At 70.0% G+C, this 17,307-nt stretch carries 15 protein-coding genes and 1 pseudogene; 9 read left to right on the top strand and 7 right to left on the bottom strand.

The window, feature by feature from the left end; genetic code table 11:
• Positions 1-5: 5 nt before the first annotated feature.
• Together QMG73_RS18375 and QMG73_RS18370 are read left to right on the top strand one after the other, a co-directional pair.
• A complete protein-coding gene (locus tag QMG73_RS18375; protein ID WP_281897190.1) occupies positions 6-839 on the top strand; it encodes an alpha/beta fold hydrolase in 834 nt (277 codons plus the stop codon).
• Positions 836-2,065 (top strand): CysS/YqeB C-terminal domain-containing protein, encoded by a 1,230-nt coding sequence (locus tag QMG73_RS18370; RefSeq protein ID WP_281897187.1) that lies wholly within the window; start codon positions 836-838, stop codon positions 2,063-2,065. Before QMG73_RS18375 ends, QMG73_RS18370 begins: the two co-directional genes overlap by 4 nt.
• Positions 2,066-2,183: 118 nt before the next feature.
• Here QMG73_RS18370 and QMG73_RS18365 read toward each other — a convergent pair whose 3' ends face one another.
• Entirely contained in the window at positions 2,184-3,659 is a 1,476-nt protein-coding gene (locus QMG73_RS18365) for a BTAD domain-containing putative transcriptional regulator (protein WP_281897185.1), read from the bottom strand.
• 122 nt (positions 3,660-3,781) lie between these two features.
• On the opposite strand from QMG73_RS18365, the gene QMG73_RS18360 reads away from it, so the two are divergent.
• Positions 3,782-4,393, top strand: coding sequence for a DUF4352 domain-containing protein (locus QMG73_RS18360; RefSeq protein ID WP_281897184.1), 612 nt, complete (start codon positions 3,782-3,784; stop codon positions 4,391-4,393).
• A gap of 48 nt (positions 4,394-4,441) precedes the next feature.
• Positions 4,442-5,194: pseudogene (locus tag QMG73_RS18355) on the top strand (1,4-dihydroxy-6-naphthoate synthase); the annotation flags it as partial.
• Here the strand turns inward: QMG73_RS18355 and QMG73_RS18350 are convergent.
• Complete coding sequence (locus QMG73_RS18350; RefSeq protein WP_281897179.1) at positions 5,193-5,579, bottom strand: cold-shock protein; 387 nt, start codon at positions 5,577-5,579, stop codon at positions 5,193-5,195. The pseudogene QMG73_RS18355 and the gene QMG73_RS18350 overlap by 2 nt on opposite strands.
• A gap of 34 nt (positions 5,580-5,613) precedes the next feature.
• Positions 5,614-6,234, bottom strand: a complete 621-nt coding sequence (locus tag QMG73_RS18345; protein ID WP_281897177.1) for an HAD family hydrolase — start codon at positions 6,232-6,234, stop codon at positions 5,614-5,616.
• Between the two features lie 62 nt (positions 6,235-6,296).
• Between QMG73_RS18345 and QMG73_RS18340 the strand changes: the two genes are divergently transcribed.
• A complete protein-coding gene (locus QMG73_RS18340) occupies positions 6,297-8,636 on the top strand; it encodes a helicase-associated domain-containing protein (RefSeq protein WP_281897174.1) in 2,340 nt (779 codons plus the stop codon).
• Between the two features lie 4 nt (positions 8,637-8,640).
• Here QMG73_RS18340 and QMG73_RS18335 read toward each other — a convergent pair whose 3' ends face one another.
• Entirely contained in the window at positions 8,641-9,486 is an 846-nt protein-coding gene (locus tag QMG73_RS18335; protein ID WP_281897171.1) for a L,D-transpeptidase family protein, read from the bottom strand.
• 134 nt (positions 9,487-9,620) lie between these two features.
• On the opposite strand from QMG73_RS18335, the gene QMG73_RS18330 reads away from it, so the two are divergent.
• Entirely contained in the window at positions 9,621-11,261 is a 1,641-nt protein-coding gene (locus QMG73_RS18330) for a DNA repair helicase XPB (RefSeq protein WP_281897168.1), read from the top strand.
• 246 nt (positions 11,262-11,507) lie between these two features.
• Positions 11,508-12,143, top strand: a complete 636-nt coding sequence (locus tag QMG73_RS18325; RefSeq protein WP_281897166.1) for an NYN domain-containing protein — start codon at positions 11,508-11,510, stop codon at positions 12,141-12,143.
• Between the two features lies 1 nt (position 12,144).
• Here QMG73_RS18325 and ligD (QMG73_RS18320) read toward each other — a convergent pair whose 3' ends face one another.
• Positions 12,145-13,044 (bottom strand): non-homologous end-joining DNA ligase, encoded by a 900-nt coding sequence (ligD, locus tag QMG73_RS18320; protein ID WP_281897164.1) that lies wholly within the window; start codon positions 13,042-13,044, stop codon positions 12,145-12,147.
• Entirely contained in the window at positions 13,034-13,981 is a 948-nt protein-coding gene (ligD, locus tag QMG73_RS18315; protein ID WP_281897162.1) for a non-homologous end-joining DNA ligase, read from the bottom strand. The genes ligD (QMG73_RS18320) and ligD (QMG73_RS18315) overlap by 11 nt, the downstream gene beginning before the upstream one ends.
• Before the next feature lie 127 nt (positions 13,982-14,108).
• Here ligD (QMG73_RS18315) and ku point away from each other — a divergent pair, with 127 nt between their 5' ends.
• Entirely contained in the window at positions 14,109-15,110 is a 1,002-nt protein-coding gene (gene ku, locus QMG73_RS18310) for a non-homologous end joining protein Ku (protein WP_281897160.1), read from the top strand.
• Between the two features lie 11 nt (positions 15,111-15,121).
• Here the strand turns inward: ku and QMG73_RS18305 are convergent, their stop codons facing one another.
• Positions 15,122-16,753 carry a fatty acid--CoA ligase gene (locus tag QMG73_RS18305; protein WP_281897158.1) on the bottom strand — a complete coding sequence of 544 codons (1,632 nt, stop codon included), beginning with the start codon at positions 16,751-16,753 and terminating at the stop codon, positions 15,122-15,124.
• A gap of 124 nt (positions 16,754-16,877) precedes the next feature.
• Here QMG73_RS18305 and QMG73_RS18300 point away from each other — a divergent pair, with 124 nt between their 5' ends.
• Positions 16,878-17,303, top strand: coding sequence for an NUDIX domain-containing protein (locus QMG73_RS18300; protein ID WP_281897338.1), 426 nt, complete (start codon positions 16,878-16,880; stop codon positions 17,301-17,303).
• Positions 17,304-17,307: the final 4 nt, after the last annotated feature.

Below are 17,307 nucleotides of genomic sequence, written 5' to 3'. Positions count from 1 at the left end.
TCGGCATGGACCTTCGGGTGCCCGTCGCCAACGGGGTTACGCTGCGCGTTCGCCGGCACGAGGGCGAGCGCGCGCCGGCTTTCCTGCTCGTGCACGGGCTCGCCTCCAACGCCCTGCTGTGGGATGAGGTGGCCGCCGCGCTGACCGCGGCCGGCCACCCGTCGTTCGCGGTCGACCTGCGCGGGCACGGCGAGTCCGACCTGCCGGAGAGCGGCTTCGACACCGCTACCGCGGCATCCGACCTGGCCGCCGTGGCCACCGCCCTGGAGCTGCGCGACCTGGTCGTGGCCGGCCAGTCCTGGGGTGGCAACGTGGCCGTGCGGTTCGCCGCCGAGCACCCGGCCCTGGTGTCGGCGCTGGCTCTGGTCGACGGCGGATGGATCGACCTCGCGTCCCAGTTCGACTCGTGGGAGGCGTGCGCCCGAGCCTTGCGCCCGCCCGACGTCGACGGGCTGCGGGGCACCGACCTGCGGGCGCACCTGCGGCGCGCGCATCCCGACTGGTCGCCCGCCGCCATCGAGGCCACCGCGGCCAACCTGCGCGAAGAGCCCGACGGCACCGTGACGCGGCGGTTGCCGATCCCCCGGCACATGGAGATCGTCCGGAGCATGTTCGACGATCCGCCGCAGCGGTTCTACCCGGCGCTGTCGATGCCGGTGCTGCTGCTGCCGGCGCTGCCCGCCGGCCAGCCGGAGCGCGCGGCACAGGCCCGTGCGCGGGTGCGGGCCGCGGCCGGCGCGCTGTCCACGGCCAGCATCAAGGAGTACCCGGACAGCGACCACGACCTGCACGCGCAGCACCCGAAGCGGCTCGCCGACGACCTCCTGGCGCTCGCATGAGTGGCTTGCTGGTGATCATGGGGTCGGGTGAGACGGCGCCCACGATGGTCAAGCCACACCGGGCGATCCTGGAGCGGGTCGGCGACCGCAAGGCGGTGCTCCTCGACACTCCGTACGGCTTCCAGTCCAACGCCGACGACATCTCGGCGCGCGCGGTCAACTACTTCGCCGCCAGCGTGGGCCGCCATGTCGACGTGGTGTCGTGGCGCCGGCCGCCCGCCGACACGCTCGTGCGTGAGCGTGCCCTGTCGGGTCTGCGGGAGGCTGGCTGGATCTTCGCCGGGCCGGGCAGCCCGACGTACACGCTGCGGCAGTGGCACGACACACCCGTGCCCGACCTCATCGCCGGCAAGCTCGCCAACGGCACGGTCTGCTTCGCGAGCGCCGCCGCGCTGACTCTCGGCAGTCACACCGTGCCGGTGTACGAGATCTACAAGGCGGGCATCGAGCCGCACTGGGTGCCGGGGCTCGACCTCGTCTCGCCGGTGCTGGGGTTCCCGTCCGTGGTGATCCCGCACTACGACAACGCCGAGGGCGGCCACCACGACACCCGGTACTGCTACCTCGGCGAGGAACGGCTCACGGCCATGGAGGCCGAGTTGCCGGCCGACACGGTAATCCTCGGGGTTGACGAGCACACCGCGGTCCTGTTCGACCTGTCCACGCGCACGGCCACGGTCACCGGCAACGGCCGCTTCACCGTGCGCAGGCAGGGGCGCAGCGTGGTGCACCCGAGTGGTTCGGTGATCGAGTTCGCGGCGATCCCCGGTGGGGCGGCAGCACCGGCCGGCCCGGTCAAGGCCACGGTCGAGCCCGCCGTTCTCAGCCCCGATACCTCGCTCAAGGCGGCCGCCGACGCGCTCGACGACCGGTTCGGCGCGGCGCTGGCCGCCCGCGACATCGATGGCTGCGTCAGCGCGCTTCTCGACCTCGAGCAGGTGATCGTCGACTGGGCAGCCGACACCAACGTCTCCGACGAGGGCGAGCAGGCACGGGCGGTGTTGCGCTCGATGGTCGTACGCCTGGGAGAGCTGGCGCGGGTCGGGGCGCGTGACCCGCGCGCCGTGCTGGAGCCGTTCGTGTCGCTGCTGCTGGAGTTCAGGGCGAGTGCCCGAGAGGCGCGCGATTGGGCCACCTCAGATAGGGTCCGCGACCGCCTGGCGGCGGCTGGCGTCGAGGTCCGCGACACACCCGCCGGCCCGGAATGGTCACCGGCCGGCTTGTGAAAGGGAGGTGCGGGGGGCCCGGGACAGAGCCCCCCGCTGGGAAGGGACGGCAGGCTGTACGGCACAGCCAGTTCTCCTAACGACCGCCCCGACCAGCGGTGACGGGCTCTCCCAGCACCTAACGGACCACGATCAACACGTCACGCAGCGTGCGCAGTTCGCTCTGCTGGAGCAGCCCGGATTTCGCCAGCTCCCCCACCGACGCGAACCCACCGACCCGCTCCCGTTCCAGGACGATGCCGCGCGCCTGCTCGATGGTCAGGCCGAGGGCGGTGGTGAGCACGTGCTCCGGTACGCCGTTGACGTCGATCAGCCCGCCGTCGTCGTACTGCCTCGGCAGGTCGGGGCGGCCGATGCGCAGGTCACGGGCGAGGGACGGCTCGCGGCGGAGGAGTTCGAGCGCGCCTTCCCTGCGGTGGCGCCGCTGCCGGGCCATCGCGACGAGCGGGTCCGCCAGCGACTTACGCAGCCGCAACAACTTGGCGCGCAGATACACGGCGTGCGCGGTGCCGCCCATCCACCCGATCAGAAACAGCATGCTGAACACGAAGTCGGACAGGCCCGAGGCCCCCTGCGTGCTGAACACGAGGACCACGCCGGTGAGGAGCATGTAGACCGCCGCGATGGCACCGTGCACTCGGCTGCGGAGCCGCGCCGCGCCGTAGGCGGCCGGTATCCAGGCGAGGAGGCCGACGCTCAGGAACGGCACGAGAGGCAGCCACAGGCTGAGGAGGCGGTTCGTCCACGAGAGACCCGACGGCGGCGCCGGTGGGGCTGGGGCGGCCACCGCCATCGCCTGGGCCGCCATGGGCGAAGCCGGCGAGATCGGCGACTGAGCCGGTGACGAGGCGATCTGCTGGTGCAGCCTGCGCAGGTCCGCTCCGGGCTCGATGCCCAACTCGTCGACGAGCTGATCGCGGGCGTCCTTGTAGACGGCCAGCGAGTCGGTGACCCGGCCGGACTGGTGCAGCGCGCTCATGAGCAGGCCCCGCAGGCGTTCCCGCGACGGGTATTCGGCGACCAGGGCCTGGAGCTGGGGAACGAGCTGGACGTGGCGGCCCAGCCGCAGCTCCATCTCGACGGATTCCTCGATCGCGCTCATCCGCAGCTCAGTGAGGCGCTCGCGCTCGACTTCGAAGAACGAGCCGGAAAGGCCGGCGAGGGCGGTGCCGCGCCACTGTGAGAGGGCCGCGCGCAGCGTCTCGACGGCGTACGGCATGGCACCGGCGGCCCGCGCCTGGTACGCCTGCTCCACCTGCGCCCGGAACGCATCGACGTCCAGCGCACCCGCCTCCACCCGGATGGCGTACCCGGCCTCGGTCAGCGTCAGCAGTTGGCTGGGCAGGCGGGCCTGGCGGTCGGGCTCCAGCGCCCGACGAAGACCGGAGACGTGCTTCTGCACCACGTTCGGGCCGTTGCCGGGCGGTTCGTCGCCCCACACCGCGTCCACAATGGTGGCGACCGGGACCGGCTGGTTGGCGTTCAGCAGGAGTACCGCGAGAACCGCCCGCTGTTTGACAGGTCCGAGGTCGATCTCCGCACCGGAGTTCCATGTGCACACCGGGCCCAACAACCCGAAGCGCAGCGTCGTCACCTGCGGTTTCCTCCTCTGTTGGCATCGCTTCGGAAGCGGATGGCAGTCGGTGGCAGCGCTCTGGCAGCGCCAGGGCGGCCGGGTGGCAGCGTAGCGCCAGCGATCTAGCAGTGGGTGCCTCGATGCTTCTGGACGTCGGCGACCGCTGTGGTCGCCGCAGGAGGAAAGGACACCACCGCACCATGCGCAAGAGCATCGTGGCCGCGACATTCCTGCTGCTGACGCTTGCCGGATGCGGGGCCGGGGAGGCCGGTGCCGAAAAGCCCAGCGACTCGACGCAGACCGGGGCGGCGGCGAGCGAGGACAAGGGCGCGGACAAGGGCAGGAACGACACCACACAGGTCGGCAAGGCGCTGAACGTCAAGCTCCAGTCCGGCGCGAAGGCAGAGGTCACCGTGCTGAAGGTGACCACCGCCAAGGCGGGCAAGGGTGACATCGCCGAGAAGCCCAAGAACGGCCAGTACCTCATCGTCGACGTGCAGATCAAGGTGACGGACAAGCAGTTCGCGGTCAACCCGCTGTACTTCAAGTACCAGGCCGCCGACGAGAAGGTCTACGACAGCGGCGACGGCAACGCCATCTTCTCGGGGCACGAGCCGCAGCTCGAGTCCGGCGACGTGCCCTCGGGCCAGACGAGCCGCGGGCTCGTGGTCTTCGACACGCCGGCCGGTGCCGGTAAGCAGATCCAGCTCACGGACGAGCTCGGTTCGCCGATCGCGTTCTGGACGCTGTAAATAAACCATGACAAGTAGCCCGGCTTCGGCCGGGCTACTTTTGTGTACGTGGCGCTCTCCCTGGCGATCTCGCCCTGTCCCAACGACACGTTCGTCTTCCACGCTCTCGTGCACGGGCTGGTGCCCGGCGCGCCGCCGGTAGACGTGACCTACGCCGACGTCGACATCACCAACACCGCCGCCGAGAAGGGCGAGTACGACCTGGTGAAGGTGAGCTACGCGGCATTGCCGTGGCTGCTCGACAAGTACGAGCTGCTGCCCTGCGGCGGCGCGCTCGGCCGCGGCTGCGGGCCGCTCGTGGTCACTCGCGAGGGCAATTCAAACGTCAAGACGGTCGCGATCCCTGGGGAACGCACCACGGCGTACCTGCTTTTCCGGCAGTGGGCCGAAGGTAGGTCGTTCGAGACCGAGGTCGTGCCGTTCCACGAGATCATGCCGGGCGTCGCGGCCGGCCAGTTCGACGCCGGCCTGGTGATCCACGAGGCCCGCTTCACGTACCAGAGGCACGGGCTGACCGCGCTACAGGACCTCGGCGAGTGGTGGGAGGCGGAGACCGGGCTGCCGATCCCGCTGGGCGCGATCCTGGCCCGCCGCGGCGTCGTGGACCCCGCCGCGGCGGCGGAATGGATCAGGGCCTCGGTGCGGCACGCCTGGGACAACCCCGAGGCGAGCCGCGACTACGTGCTGTCGCACGCTCAGGAGATGGAGCGCGATGTCGTCGACCAGCACATCGCGCTCTACGTGAACGAATACACCGCGGACCTGGGAGACGACGGGCACGCGGCGGTCAAAGCGCTGCTCAGAGCTCAAGCTCACTAGCGACGGCGTGCACGACCTGCGCGACCGTCTGAGCCGTCTTCTTGTCGGGGAAGCGGCCGCGCCGCAGGTCGGGCATGACCTTCGCTTCCAGTACCTTGATCATGTCTTCGATGAGGCCATGCAGCTCCTCGGCGGGACGGCGCCGCAGCTCTGCCATCGACGGCGGCGCGTCGAGCACCTTGACGCCCATGGCCTGCGCGCCCTTACGGCTGTCGACCACACCGAACTCGATCCGCTGACCGCTCTTGAGGTCGGTGACGCCGCCGGGCAGCGCACCCTTGGGCAGAAACACGTCCCCACCTTCGTCGCTGGTGACGAACCCGTAGCCCTTCTGCGCGTCGTACCACTTCACTCGACCGGTAGGCACCGTTGACCTCTACTTCGTTGAGATTTGCTGATTCTCACAAGGCTAACTGGAGGAGGGCCGAGAGCGCCGCTGGGAATCGGGTCAGGTCGGTAAGGACCACATCCGCACCGGCGTCCGTCAGCTCCTCTTCGGTGCACGGACCAGTGGTGACGCCGATCGCGGGGATGCCCGCCGTGCGGGCGGCCACCATGTCAGCGACGTGATCGCCCACGTACAGCCGCACGCCATGGGCGGTCAGCGCGGTTGCCTTGCCTTCCGCGAAGAGATCGCCCGCCACGTGGTCGACCACCAGGCCGACGTGGTCGAGGTGCAGCTGGGCGAGCCGGCCGAGCTTCGACGTGACGACCACCACGCCACCGCCCAGGTCGCGCACCGTCCGCACGGCGGCCTCCGCACCGGGCAACAGGGCCGAGGGCGTGATCGCGTAGTCCGGGTAGAGCCCGCGGTACTCGGTGACCGCCGCCTCCACGTCCTCGGGCGGAAACCAGAGCCGCAGCTCGTGGCGCAGCGGAGGGCCGAGCCTCGCCACCGCCGCGTCGGCGTCGACGTGCACGCCGGTGCGGGCACTGAGTGCCCGAAACGCCGCCGCGATACCCGGCCGTGAGTCGATCAGGGTCATGTCCAGGTCGAATCCGACCACTAGCGGTTCAGTCACCCGGTCATTCCTCCCCATTGCCGTTACCGCGATCATCGTCGCACGGCTAGCGTTGAACGACGATGGCCACCACATTCGCCGACCACCTGCGGTCGCTGACCGACGCCGCGCTGGGCGAGCTGCTCCGGCTCCGCCCAGACCTGGTCATGCCCGTCCCGGCCGACCTGTCGGCGCTGGCTGTGCGCGCCCAGTCCCGGGTCTCGGTGGCCCGCGCGCTCGACGGGCTCGACCACTTCACCCTCCAGATCCTCGACGCCGCGCGGCTGACCCGCGACCCCGACGGCACGACCTCGGTCGACGCGGTACTCGCGATGGCCGCCCGCCCCGAGGCACGCGCCGCGCTGACCCGGTTGCGCGCCCTGTTCCTGATCACCGGCCCCGACGACGCCCTCCACGTCGTACCCGGTGTCGACGAGGTGTCGTCCCCGTACCCGGCCGGACTGGGCCGGCCGGCGGCGGACCTCGACGCCGGCACGGCGGCCCTGTGCGCCGACCCGGCGCGGCTGCGCCGGACGCTGCTCGCGGCCCCGCCGCAGGCCCGCGCGGTGCTCGACCGCCTCGCGGCCGGGCCACCGGTGGGCACCCTGACCGGCTCCGCGAACGCGCCGGTCACCTGGCTGGTCGACAACGCGCTGCTCGTGCGGATCTCCGACGAGGCCGTGGAGATGCCGCGCGAGGTCGGGCTGCTCCTGCGCCGCGACTCTGGCCCGCTCGGCGCGGTACGCCCGCAGCCGCCCGCGGTGACGGGCACGACCCGCGATCCGAAGACCGCCGACTCCGCTGGCGCCGGGCAGGCGATGGAAGCGGTACGGCTCACCGAGGCGTTGCTGGACGCGCTTGACGCCGAGCCGGCGGCGATGCTGCGCGCCGGCGGCGTGGGCGTACGCGACCTGCGCCGCCTCGCCAAGGCGATCGGGGTCGAGGAGCCCGTCGCCGCGCTCCTGCTGGAAGTCGCCAACGCCGCCGGCCTCGCCGGTGAGGCCGAACGGTCGTCCGGGGAGCCGCTGTTCCTGCCCACCGTCGCCTACGACGCGTGGCGCGGCCAGACGCTCGCGCCGCGCTGGGAACGGCTGGCCACCGCGTGGCTCGCGATGACCAGGCAGGCGAGCCTCGTCGGGCAGCGCGACGAGCGCGACCGCCCGATCAACGCGCTCTCCATGGATGTGGAACGCGCCGGCGCGCCGGCCGCCCGCCAGGCGGTGCTGGAAGTGTTGGGGGAACTGCCACCAGGCACCGCACCGGCGCCCGAGGAGGTGCTGGCGCTGCTCACGTGGCGGGCGCCGCGCCGGGCGAAGGGTCGCGAAAACGCCCATCGCGCGGTACTCGCCGACGCCGCCACGCTGGGCGTGACCGGGCTGGGGGCGGTCACCTCGTACGGCCGGCTGCTGGCGGCGACCGACGGCGAAGGCGGCGCGGCCGACAACGACCCGCTGGGCGTGCGCGCCGGCGGCGACAGCGAGTTCTCCGAGGTCGCCCGGCAGCTAGACGGGCTGCTCCCGGCACCCGTCGACCACGTTCTCGTCCAGGCCGACCTGACCGTCGTGGTGCCCGGCCCGCCCGAGCCAACCCTCGCGGACGAGCTGGAGCTGGTCGCCGAGCACGAGTCCGCCGGTGGGGCCAGCGTGTACCGGGTCACCGAGGCCAGCATCAGGCGCGCTCTCGACGCCGGGTACACGGCCGACGACCTGCACGCCCTGTTCCGCCGCCGGTCGCGTACCCCGGTGCCGCAGGGCCTCACCTACCTGGTCGACGACATCGCTCGCAAGCACGGCGGGCTGAGGGTCGGAGGCGCCGGCGCCTACATCCGCAGCGACGACGAGGCGCTCCTCGTGCAACTCCTCGCCGACCGGCGGCTCACCTCACTCGGGCTGCGGCGGCTGGCGCCCACGGTGCTGGCCACGCCGTACCAGGTCGGGCGGCTGCTCACCGCGCTACGCGAGGCCGGATACCCGCCCGTACACGAAGACGCGAGCGGCGCCGCCGTCGTGGCCCGGCCGAAGACCCGCCGAGCCGCGGTGCGCGCGGCCGCCGCTCTGAAGACGGAGCCGCCCATCCTCACCGCCCCGCGGCTCGCGGGCATCGTCGAGCACATCCGGCGGGGCGACGCGGCCGCCCGTGCCGCTCGCCGGGCGCCGGTCACCGTCCGCGCCGCCAACGGCCACGGCGTCGAGGGGCTCACGGCCGTCCAGGCGCACACGCAGGCACTCGCGGTGCTTCAGCAGGCGGTACGCGACAAGGCGCTGGTCTGGGTTGGATACGTCGACGCGCACGGGGCGACCGCGTCCCGGCTGGTGCGCCCGGTCTCCATAGGCGCGGGGTACCTGCGGGCCGAAGACGAACGCACGGAGATGCTCCACACGTTCGCACTCCACCGCATCACCGCGGCAGTGCTCGACTCTTAAGGCCCTAAGTGCCGGGCCGGTGTCCGAACACGTGCACCCGGGTGCCGATCTTGCCGAGCTTCCAGAAGGCGCGGGCGTCGGACGGAAGCAGGTTGGCGCAGCCGTGCGACCCGATCGACTTCACGTGGATGTACGTCGTGGTCTCGTGGAACCCGATCCCGCCGTTGAACCGCTGCCAGTACGGGAGCCACACCTCGTACGGGTTCGACCACTCCTTCAGTGCCCGGTTCTGCACCGTGTAGACGCCGGTCGGGGTGGCGAAACCGGACATCCCGGTACGCGTGACGGTCGGCTTCAGGACGACCTTGCCACCTTTCATCGCCCAGACCGTCTGGTGGGTCAGGTCGAGGCAGAACGTGGTGCCGCTGCCGCCCTTGCACTTGCGCGTATCGGTCGCGGCGAGCCGCTTCGCCACGTCGGCGGTGGTGGGGCCGGCTCGTCCGGCGGCCGGGGAGATGCCGTACCGCTGCTGGAACTTCTTGATCGCCGCGCAGTCGGCGGCCGACTGCTTGCCGTCGACGGTGATCGTGCCGAAGCCACCCAGCTTGGCCAGCGCCGTCTCGACCTCGCGCTGATTATCGCCCTGCGCACAGCCCGGCTTGGTCGTCTTCTTCGTCGTCTTCGTGGGTGTGGGAGAGACGGTCGTCTTGGGGCTGGTTGTCGCTTTGGGGCTGGGTGTGGGTGTTTCGACCGGACCGGGCGTCGCGCTCGCCCCCGTATTACCTTCTGCCGCACTCACCGGCTGGAGATCCGCTCCACGCTGGTCAGGCTGCGACTCGAACGCGCACGCTCCGGCGCCGATCAACGTGACAACTGCGACCGCGATCAAGCGCGAGCCTCTCCAAACCACGGCGCCCTCCCCAGAGCAGCTGTCCCTTCGTAGACGCACAGAGGTACCACCTCGGTTGCGTCAAATGAAATGTTTCTTCGGGAGTGTGACAAGGTCGTGCAACACTTGAGGGTCTTTTTGGGAGGGGCCCGGGCGTGAGTGGTGGACCACTGATCGTGCAGTCGGACAAGACCTTGCTTCTGGAGGTCGATCATCCCGACGCGCAGGCGTGCCGCATGGCGATCGCACCTTTTGCCGAGCTGGAGCGCTCGCCGGAGCACGTGCACACGTACCGGCTGACCCCGCTCGGCCTGTGGAACGCGCGGGCCGCCGGGCACGACGCGGAGGGCGTGGTCGACGCGCTGCTGCGTTTCTCCCGGTATCCCGTGCCGCACGCCCTGCTCGTCGACGTCGCCGAGACCATGGACCGGTACGGCCGGCTGCAGCTGCTCAACCACCCCACCGACGGGTTGGTGCTGCGCGGCCTCGACCGGGCCGTACTGACCGAGGTCAGCAAGTCCAAGAAGCTCGCCGGCATGCTGGGCGGCCGCGTCGACGACGACACGATCGTCGTGCACCCTTCGGAGCGCGGCCGACTCAAGCAGGCGCTGCTCAAGCTGGGCTGGCCGGCCGAAGACCTGGCCGGATACGTCGACGGCGAGTCCCACAAGATCGACCTGGCGTTCGACGGCTGGACATTGCGCTCGTACCAGCAGGAAGCGGTCGACGGCTTCTGGGCCGGCGGCTCCGGTGTCGTCGTGCTGCCGTGTGGCGCCGGCAAGACGCTCGTCGGTGCGGCCGCCATGGCCCAGGCGCAGGCCACCACGCTGATCCTGGTCACCAACACGGTCGCCGGCCGCCAGTGGAAGCGCGAACTGCTCGCCCGCACCTCCCTCACCGAGGAGGAGATCGGTGAGTACTCGGGCGAGCGCAAGGAGATCCGCCCGGTCACCATCGCGACGTACCAGGTGCTCACCGCCCGGCGCGGCGGCGCCTTCACCCACCTGGACCTCTTCAACGCCCGCGACTGGGGCCTCGTCATCTACGACGAGGTGCACCTGCTGCCGGCGCCGATCTTCCGGTTCACCGCCGACCTCCAGGCCCGGCGCCGGCTCGGGCTCACCGCCACGCTGGTCCGGGAAGACGGTCGGGAAGGGGACGTCTTCTCCCTGATCGGGCCGAAACGGTACGACGCGCCCTGGAAAGACATCGAGTCGCAGGGCTGGATCGCCCCGGCAGACTGCACCGAGGTCCGCGTCACCCTCACGGACGACGAGCGGATGGCGTACGCGACGGCCGACCAGGAGGAGCGGTACCGGTTCGCCGCCACCGCACGCAGCAAGCTGCCCGTGGTCAAGGCCCTCGTCGAGCGCCACAAGGGCGACCAGATCCTGGTCATCGGCGCGTACATCGACCAGCTCCACTCACTGGGCGAGGCTCTGGACGCGCCCATCGTGCAGGGCGCCACCACGACCAAGGAGCGCGAGCGGCTCTTCGACGAGTTCCGCTCCGGAGCCCTGAAGACCCTGGTGATCTCGCGGGTCGGCAACTTCTCGATCGACCTGCCCGAGGCGACGGTCGCCATCCAGGTGTCGGGGACGTTCGGGTCCCGCCAGGAGGAAGCGCAGCGCCTCGGCCGCGTACTGCGCCCCAAGTCCGACGGCCGCCAGGCGCACTTCTACACGGTCGTATCCCGCGACACGATCGACACCGAGTACGCGGCCCACCGGCAACGCTTCCTAGCCGAGCAGGGCTACGCCTACACCATCGTCGACGCCGACGACGTCCTCACCTGACGCCTTATCCCACAACCAGGACCGGACTTTGAGCTACCGCGGCGCCCGTCGCGGTAGCGACCGCTGCTCCCGCAGCCTCACCGTGCGCGATTCACGATCAACCCCGTGGTGCCTTATCGCACGACATGCCGATTGGGCGTTGCGTACCAACAACCCTTGGTGCATAAAGAGACGGCCCCTTGCGGGGCCGTCGGGCCGGAGATGCTATCTCCGGCGGGGTTGTCACAAGCGTACAACGCTCGCCCGGTGAACGGCAAGGAGGAACGCGTGCCGCGGATTTACGTGTACATCGACGGTTTTAATCTCTACCACGGAATGCGAACACAGTTCGGCCGATCCTTACATTGGCTTGATCTAGAAGCACTCGGCGAGTCTCTGCTCCGGCCTGGGCAACAGCTGGAGAAAGTGCGCTATTTCACCGCCAGGGTCCGCGACCAGGACGCGAGCCGGCGCCGGCAACTCGCCTACCTCGAAGCGCTCAAGGCGCACTGTGCACTTGTCGAGACGCACGAGGGACGGTTTCAGCGGAAGACGTGCACATGCTTTGTCTGCCGGGCGCGCTGGACGACGTACGAGGAGAAGGAGACGGACGTCAGCCTGGCCGTCGCCCTGGTGGAGGACGCCGCCCTCGATCGGTTCGACGTGGCGCTGATCATTTCTGCGGACAGCGACCTCTGCCCGGCCATACGCGCGGTCCGGCGAGTGCGGCCAAGCAGCAGGGTGATCGTGGTATTTCCACCCAGGCGTCATTCCGACGAACTCCGACGCACGGCGGACGCGGTTTATTGGTTGGGTCGGGACAAACTAAGCCGCGCGCAACTCCCTGCTGAAATCAATACACAGGCCGGCATCAAACTGAGCCGGCCGGCGTATTGGCGATGAATTAACTCGATGGGAGTTCGGGGCCTGGGGTTAGTAAGGGTTCCAGGAGGTCGCCGTGTTCTTCGATACGGTCGAGGACCTCGCCGGAGGTGAACGGGCGGGCGGCGCCGGCCTCGACCTCGTCCCAGGTCAACGGCGTCGACACGGTTGGTGTCGGCTGGGCGCGCAGGGAGTATGGCGCCACGGTGGTCTTGGTGGCGCTGTTCTGGCTCCAGTCGATGAAGACCTTGCCCGGCCGGAGTCGCTTGGCCATCTTCGAGGTGATCCCCTTCGGGTTACCGCGCTCCAGCTCCTCCGCGATCCGTTTCGCGTACCCGGACACCTCCTCAGCCGACTGCGTACCCGCGATCGGGCAACTGAGCTGCATGCCCTTCTTGCCGGACGTCTTCGGGTACGCGTCGAGCCCGTCCGCGGCCAGGCGATCGCGCATCAGCACAGCCACCGCGCAGCACTCCCGCAATCCGGCCGGCGCGCCGGGGTCCAGGTCGACGACCATCAGGTCGGGATCGGCGCCGACTCGCCACTGTGGAGTGTGCAGTTCGAGGGCGGCGAGGTTGGCGAGCCACACCAGGGTGGGCAGGTCGTCGGCGACCACGTAGTCGAGCATTTCGCGGGACTTCGTGGAGCCGGGTACCGGCAGCCGCTCCAACCGCACCCAGTCCGGCGTACCGGCGGGTGCGTTCTTCTCGAAGAACGATGCCCCGTCCACGCCGTTCGGGAATCTGATACGGGTGAGCGCCCGATCTCGCAGGTGCGGCAGCAGCACCGGCGCGATCCGCGTGTAGTAGTCGATGACCTCGCCCTTGGTGAAGCCGGCTGACGGATAGAGCACCTTGTCCAGGTTGGACAGCTCCAGGTTCCGCCCGTCGACCTCCACCCTGATCCGCTGCTCACGCGGCATCCGTCACGTCCTCCGGGGTCATGTCGGGGCGCAGCCGCAGGAAGCGGGGAAATCGCATCCGCCCATCCGGCGTGCGCTGCCCGTACTTCACCTCCACCACGATGTCCGGTCTTACCCAGATCGCGCCACGGGCATCCTCGCGCGGCACGCCTCCTACCGCGAAGGGTGACGCGGGTGCGCGCCTGGGTTCGAGCACGTCGAGGAGTGCCTGCTCGGCGGTCACCCCGATGCCGCCACCGACCCGCCCGCGAAAGTCGAGCCGCCCGTCCGGACGTGGTACCCCCACCAGCAGGCCGCCGATGCGGCGCGCGCCGGGTCGCCAGCCACCGACCACGAGCTCTGCCGTGACCTCTGACTTGATTTTCAACCAGTCGGGCGAGCGGGCGCCCGGCCGGTACACGGAATCGAGTCGCTTCGCGACCAGGCCTTCGAGCTGGTTTTCCTTCGCGGCCGCCTCGGTGGCGGGGCCGTCGGAGAAGCTGGGCGGCACGGCCCAGCGCGGGCCGGCCAGCCCGAGTGCCTCCAGTGCCGCCCGACGGTCGCGGTAGGGCCATCCGGTCAGGTCGGCACCGCGCCAGCGGAGCAGGTCAAAGATCATGTACGTCACCGGGATGCTCGCGGCGAGCCGGGCGGCGCGGGCGTGGTCGCGTACGTGCATCCGCTCGGCCAGCGCCACGAACGACGGCCGGCCCTTCTCGTCGAGGAGCACGACCTCGCCGTCGAGCACGGCGTCGTCGAGGACCCGGGCGAGCGGCGCCAGTTCCGGGTACGCCGCTGTCACCTCCGCGCCGGACCGCGCCCAGAACCGCGCGGACGCCTGACGGATATCGGCGATCACGCGGACGCCGTCCCATTTGAACTCGTACGTCCAGCCTTGCCCGCCCGGCAGCCGCTCGCTCGTAGTGGCGAGCATCGGCCGAAACGGCGCGCCTGGCACTTCCTCACCATAGATCGCCTGCGTAAACTCTCGCGTCCCGTTCCAACCGATGCGATGCTGGGGACAGCGGGCTGTTGCACGACGCGCGGCGGGGGTTCCTGACCAGCTCACGGGGTAGGGGAGCGACATGCGGGCAATCTGGAAGGGTGCCGTCTCGTTCGGCCTTGTATCGATCGCGGTCAAGCTGTATTCGGCAACGGAAGAGAAAGACATCCGTTTCCATCAGGTGCACCGGGAAGACGGCGGTCGCATCCGGTACAAGCGGACGTGCTCGGTCTGCGGTGAAGAGGTCACCTACGACGACATCGCCAAGGGGTACGACATCGGCGGCGGCGAGATGGTCATCCTCACCGACGAAGACTTCGCCGACCTGCCGCTGAGCACCTCGCACGCGATCGACGTGCTGGAGTTCGTGCCGGCCGACCAGGTCGACCCCATCCTGTACAACAAGGCGTACTTCATGGAGCCCGAAGGCGCCGCCACCAAGCCGTACGTGCTGCTCCGCGACGCGCTCACCGACACCGACCGGGTGGCGATCGTCAAGGTGGCCCTCCGCCAGCGCGAGCAGCTCGCCACGCTGCGGGTACGCGAGGGCGTGCTCCTGCTCAACACGATGCTGTGGCCCGACGAGATCCGTAAGCCGGACTTCGGGTTCCTCGACGAAGACATCCAGGTGCGGCCGCCCGAGCTCGCCATGGCCGGGTCGCTGATCGACTCGATGGCCGCCAACTTCGACCCGGGCGACTACACCGACAACTACCGCGAGGCGCTCCAGGAGGTCATCGACGCGAAGGTCGAGGGCCGCGAGGTCGTCCAGCCGGAGGAGGTCGAGGAGGCGCCGGCAGCGGCGGTCGACCTGATGGCGGCGCTGCGCGCGTCGGTCGAGCGTGCCAAGGCGGCACGCGGCGAAGGCGCGGGCGAGCCCACCCCGATCACGTCGGCCCGGTCGGCCAAAAAGGCCGCGCCAGCGAAGAAGGCACCCGCGAAGAAGGCCGCGGCGAAGAAGGCAGAGCCGGCGAAAAAGGCCCCTGCCAAGAAGACCGCGGCCGCCAAGAAGGCCGAACCAGCGAAGAAGACCGCGACCAAGAAGGCCACACCCGCCAAGAAGACCGCGCGCAAGTCCGCCTGACCGGTACTGGCCTACTCGACCTCGGTGACCTCCAGCTCACCGCTGGCGTAGTTCGACCGCACCACCTTCTTGTCGAACTTGCCCACGCTGGTCCTGGGCACCGCCTCGATGAACGCCCACCGCTCCGGCAGCTGCCATTTGGCGATCTGGGTGCCCAGGAAGTCGCGCAGGTCATCGACCGAGGCGGTCGCGCCCTCGCGGAGCACGACCGTGGCGAGCGGCCGTTCACCCCAGCGCTCATCGGGTACGCCCACCACGCACGCCTCCAGTACCGATGGGTGCGCCATGAGGGCGTTTTCCAGCTCGACCGAGGAGATCCACTCACCGCCGGACTTGATCACGTCTTTGGCGCGGTCGGTCAGCGTGATGAACCCGTCCGGCGACAGCGTGCCCACGTCACCGGTGCGCAGCCAGCCGTCCCGGAACTTGTCGGGATCGGGCTTGTCGTCGCCCAGGTACCGTGCCGTCGTCCACGGCCCGCGGACCTCGAGCTCACCGACGGACGTGCCGTCGGCGGGCATCACGTCGCCCAGCGGACCCACGATCCGAGCGGCGACGCCGACCGGCACCCTCCCCTGCGTGTACCGGTAGGCCCACGCGTCGTCGCCGGTAGCGCCCGCCGGCTCGCGTGACACCGAACCCAGCGGCGACATCTCCGTCATGCCCCAGGCGTGAATGATCTGGATCCCGTACCGGTCAGCGAACGCGTGCATCAGCGACGGTGGACACGCCGAGCCGCCGACGATCACCTCGTGGAGCGAGGAGACGTCCACGTCGTGGCTGTCGAGGTGCGCCAGCAGATCGGTCCAGATGGTGGGCACCGCACCCGCCTTGGTCGGGCGCTCAGCCGCGATCATCTCGGCTATCGGGGCGCCCTGCAGGAAGCGATCCGGCATGAGCAGCGACGCCCCGGACATGAACGCGGCGTACGGGATGCCCCACGACATCGCGTGGAACATCGGCACGATCGCCAGCTCGAGGTCGGTCGGGCCGAGACCGAACCCTTCCGGCGCGTTGATCTGCATCGAGTGCAGCCAGATCGAACGGTGCGAGTAGGCGACGCCTTTGGGGTTGCCGGTCGTGCCGGACGTGTAGCAGAGGGCGGCGGCGTCGCGCTCGTCGACCTCGGGCCAGTCGAACCGCGTCGGCTTGTCGCGCAGCAGGTCGTCCCAGCGGTGAACGCTCACCCGGTCGCCGAGCGGCGCCGCGTCACCGCCGCCCACCACCACGACGTGCTCCACGGTGGACATCTGGGGCAGCACCTTCGCCAGCAGCGGGATCAGCGTGCTGTCGACGATGATCACGCGGTCTTCGGCATGGTTGGCGATGTATGCCAGCTGGTCGGGGAAGAGGCGCAGGTTGAGCGTGTGCAGTACGGCGCCCATGCTCGGCACGGCGAAGTAGGCGACGAGGTGCTCGGCGTTGTTCCACATGAAGGTGCCGACCCGCTGGTCACCGGTCACGCCGAGATCGTCGCGAAGGGCGTGAGCGAGCTGCGCGGCGGCCGCCCCCACCTCCCGGTACGTCGTCCGCCGCCCCTCGGTGCCGGTCCAGGTGACCACCTCGGCGCTCCCGTGCACGGTGCTGCCGTGGTCGAGGATCCGGGAAACCAGCAAAGGGACGTCCATCATCGTGCTGCGCATGGTTACCGAATCTAGTGGCCCTCGTCACACTCCGGAAGAGATCTAGTATCTGTGCGTGGCGAGCATTTCGTGGGCGGACTCGTACCTTGGTCAACTGCGCGCGGTTGCCGGCGACCGCACGCTGATGTTCGTTGGCGCGCGCGGCGTCGTCCGCGACGACGAGGGCCGGCTGCTGCTGATCCGGCGCGCCGACAACGGCGTGTGGGCGATGCCGGCCGGTGCCATGGAGCTGGGCGAGTCGATCGCCGACTGCGCGGTGCGCGAGGTCTACGAGGAGACCGGCCTCCAAGCGGGCGCGGTCACCCCCTTTGGCCTGTACACCGGCCCGGCGTACACCTTCACCAACATGTACTCCGACACGTACCAGCTTTTCGTGATCGCGTTCCGGATCGACCAGTGGGCCGGCGAGCTGACCCGGGTCACCGACGAGACGACCGACGCCGGCTTCTTCACGCTCGACAGCCTGCCCGCGCCGCTCTCGTCGACCGTGACCGAGACGCTCGCCGACCTGGCCGCCTACGAGGGCACCGGCCAAATGATCCTCAAGTAGCTCA

It is taken from the genome of Phytohabitans aurantiacus (assembly GCF_027923225.1).
In the GTDB taxonomy this organism is placed as follows: Bacteria; Actinomycetota; Actinomycetes; order Mycobacteriales; family Micromonosporaceae; genus Phytohabitans; species Phytohabitans aurantiacus.
The sequence above is the reverse complement of the archived record's forward strand: the minus strand, read 5'-3'. Positions and strand labels throughout refer to the sequence as shown.

What these genes read in the sequence shown, in the direction of transcription:
- ku (WP_281897160.1), top strand. Translation starts at nt 14,109, where the DNA reads ATGCGGGCAATCTGGAAGGGTGCCGTCTCGTTCGGCCTTGTATCGATC.
- QMG73_RS18305 (WP_281897158.1), bottom strand. Translation starts at nt 16,753, where the DNA reads ATGCGCAGCACGATGATGGACGTCCCTTTGCTGGTTTCCCGGATCCTC.
- QMG73_RS18360 (WP_281897184.1), top strand. Translation starts at nt 3,782, where the DNA reads ATGCTTCTGGACGTCGGCGACCGCTGTGGTCGCCGCAGGAGGAAAGGA.
- QMG73_RS18300 (WP_281897338.1), top strand. Translation starts at nt 16,878, where the DNA reads ATGTTCGTTGGCGCGCGCGGCGTCGTCCGCGACGACGAGGGCCGGCTG.
- QMG73_RS18340 (WP_281897174.1), top strand. Translation starts at nt 6,297, where the DNA reads ATGGCCACCACATTCGCCGACCACCTGCGGTCGCTGACCGACGCCGCG.
- ligD (WP_281897164.1), bottom strand. Translation starts at nt 13,044, where the DNA reads ATGCCGCGTGAGCAGCGGATCAGGGTGGAGGTCGACGGGCGGAACCTG.
- QMG73_RS18370 (WP_281897187.1), top strand. Translation starts at nt 836, where the DNA reads ATGAGTGGCTTGCTGGTGATCATGGGGTCGGGTGAGACGGCGCCCACG.
- QMG73_RS18375 (WP_281897190.1), top strand. Translation starts at nt 6, where the DNA reads ATGGACCTTCGGGTGCCCGTCGCCAACGGGGTTACGCTGCGCGTTCGC.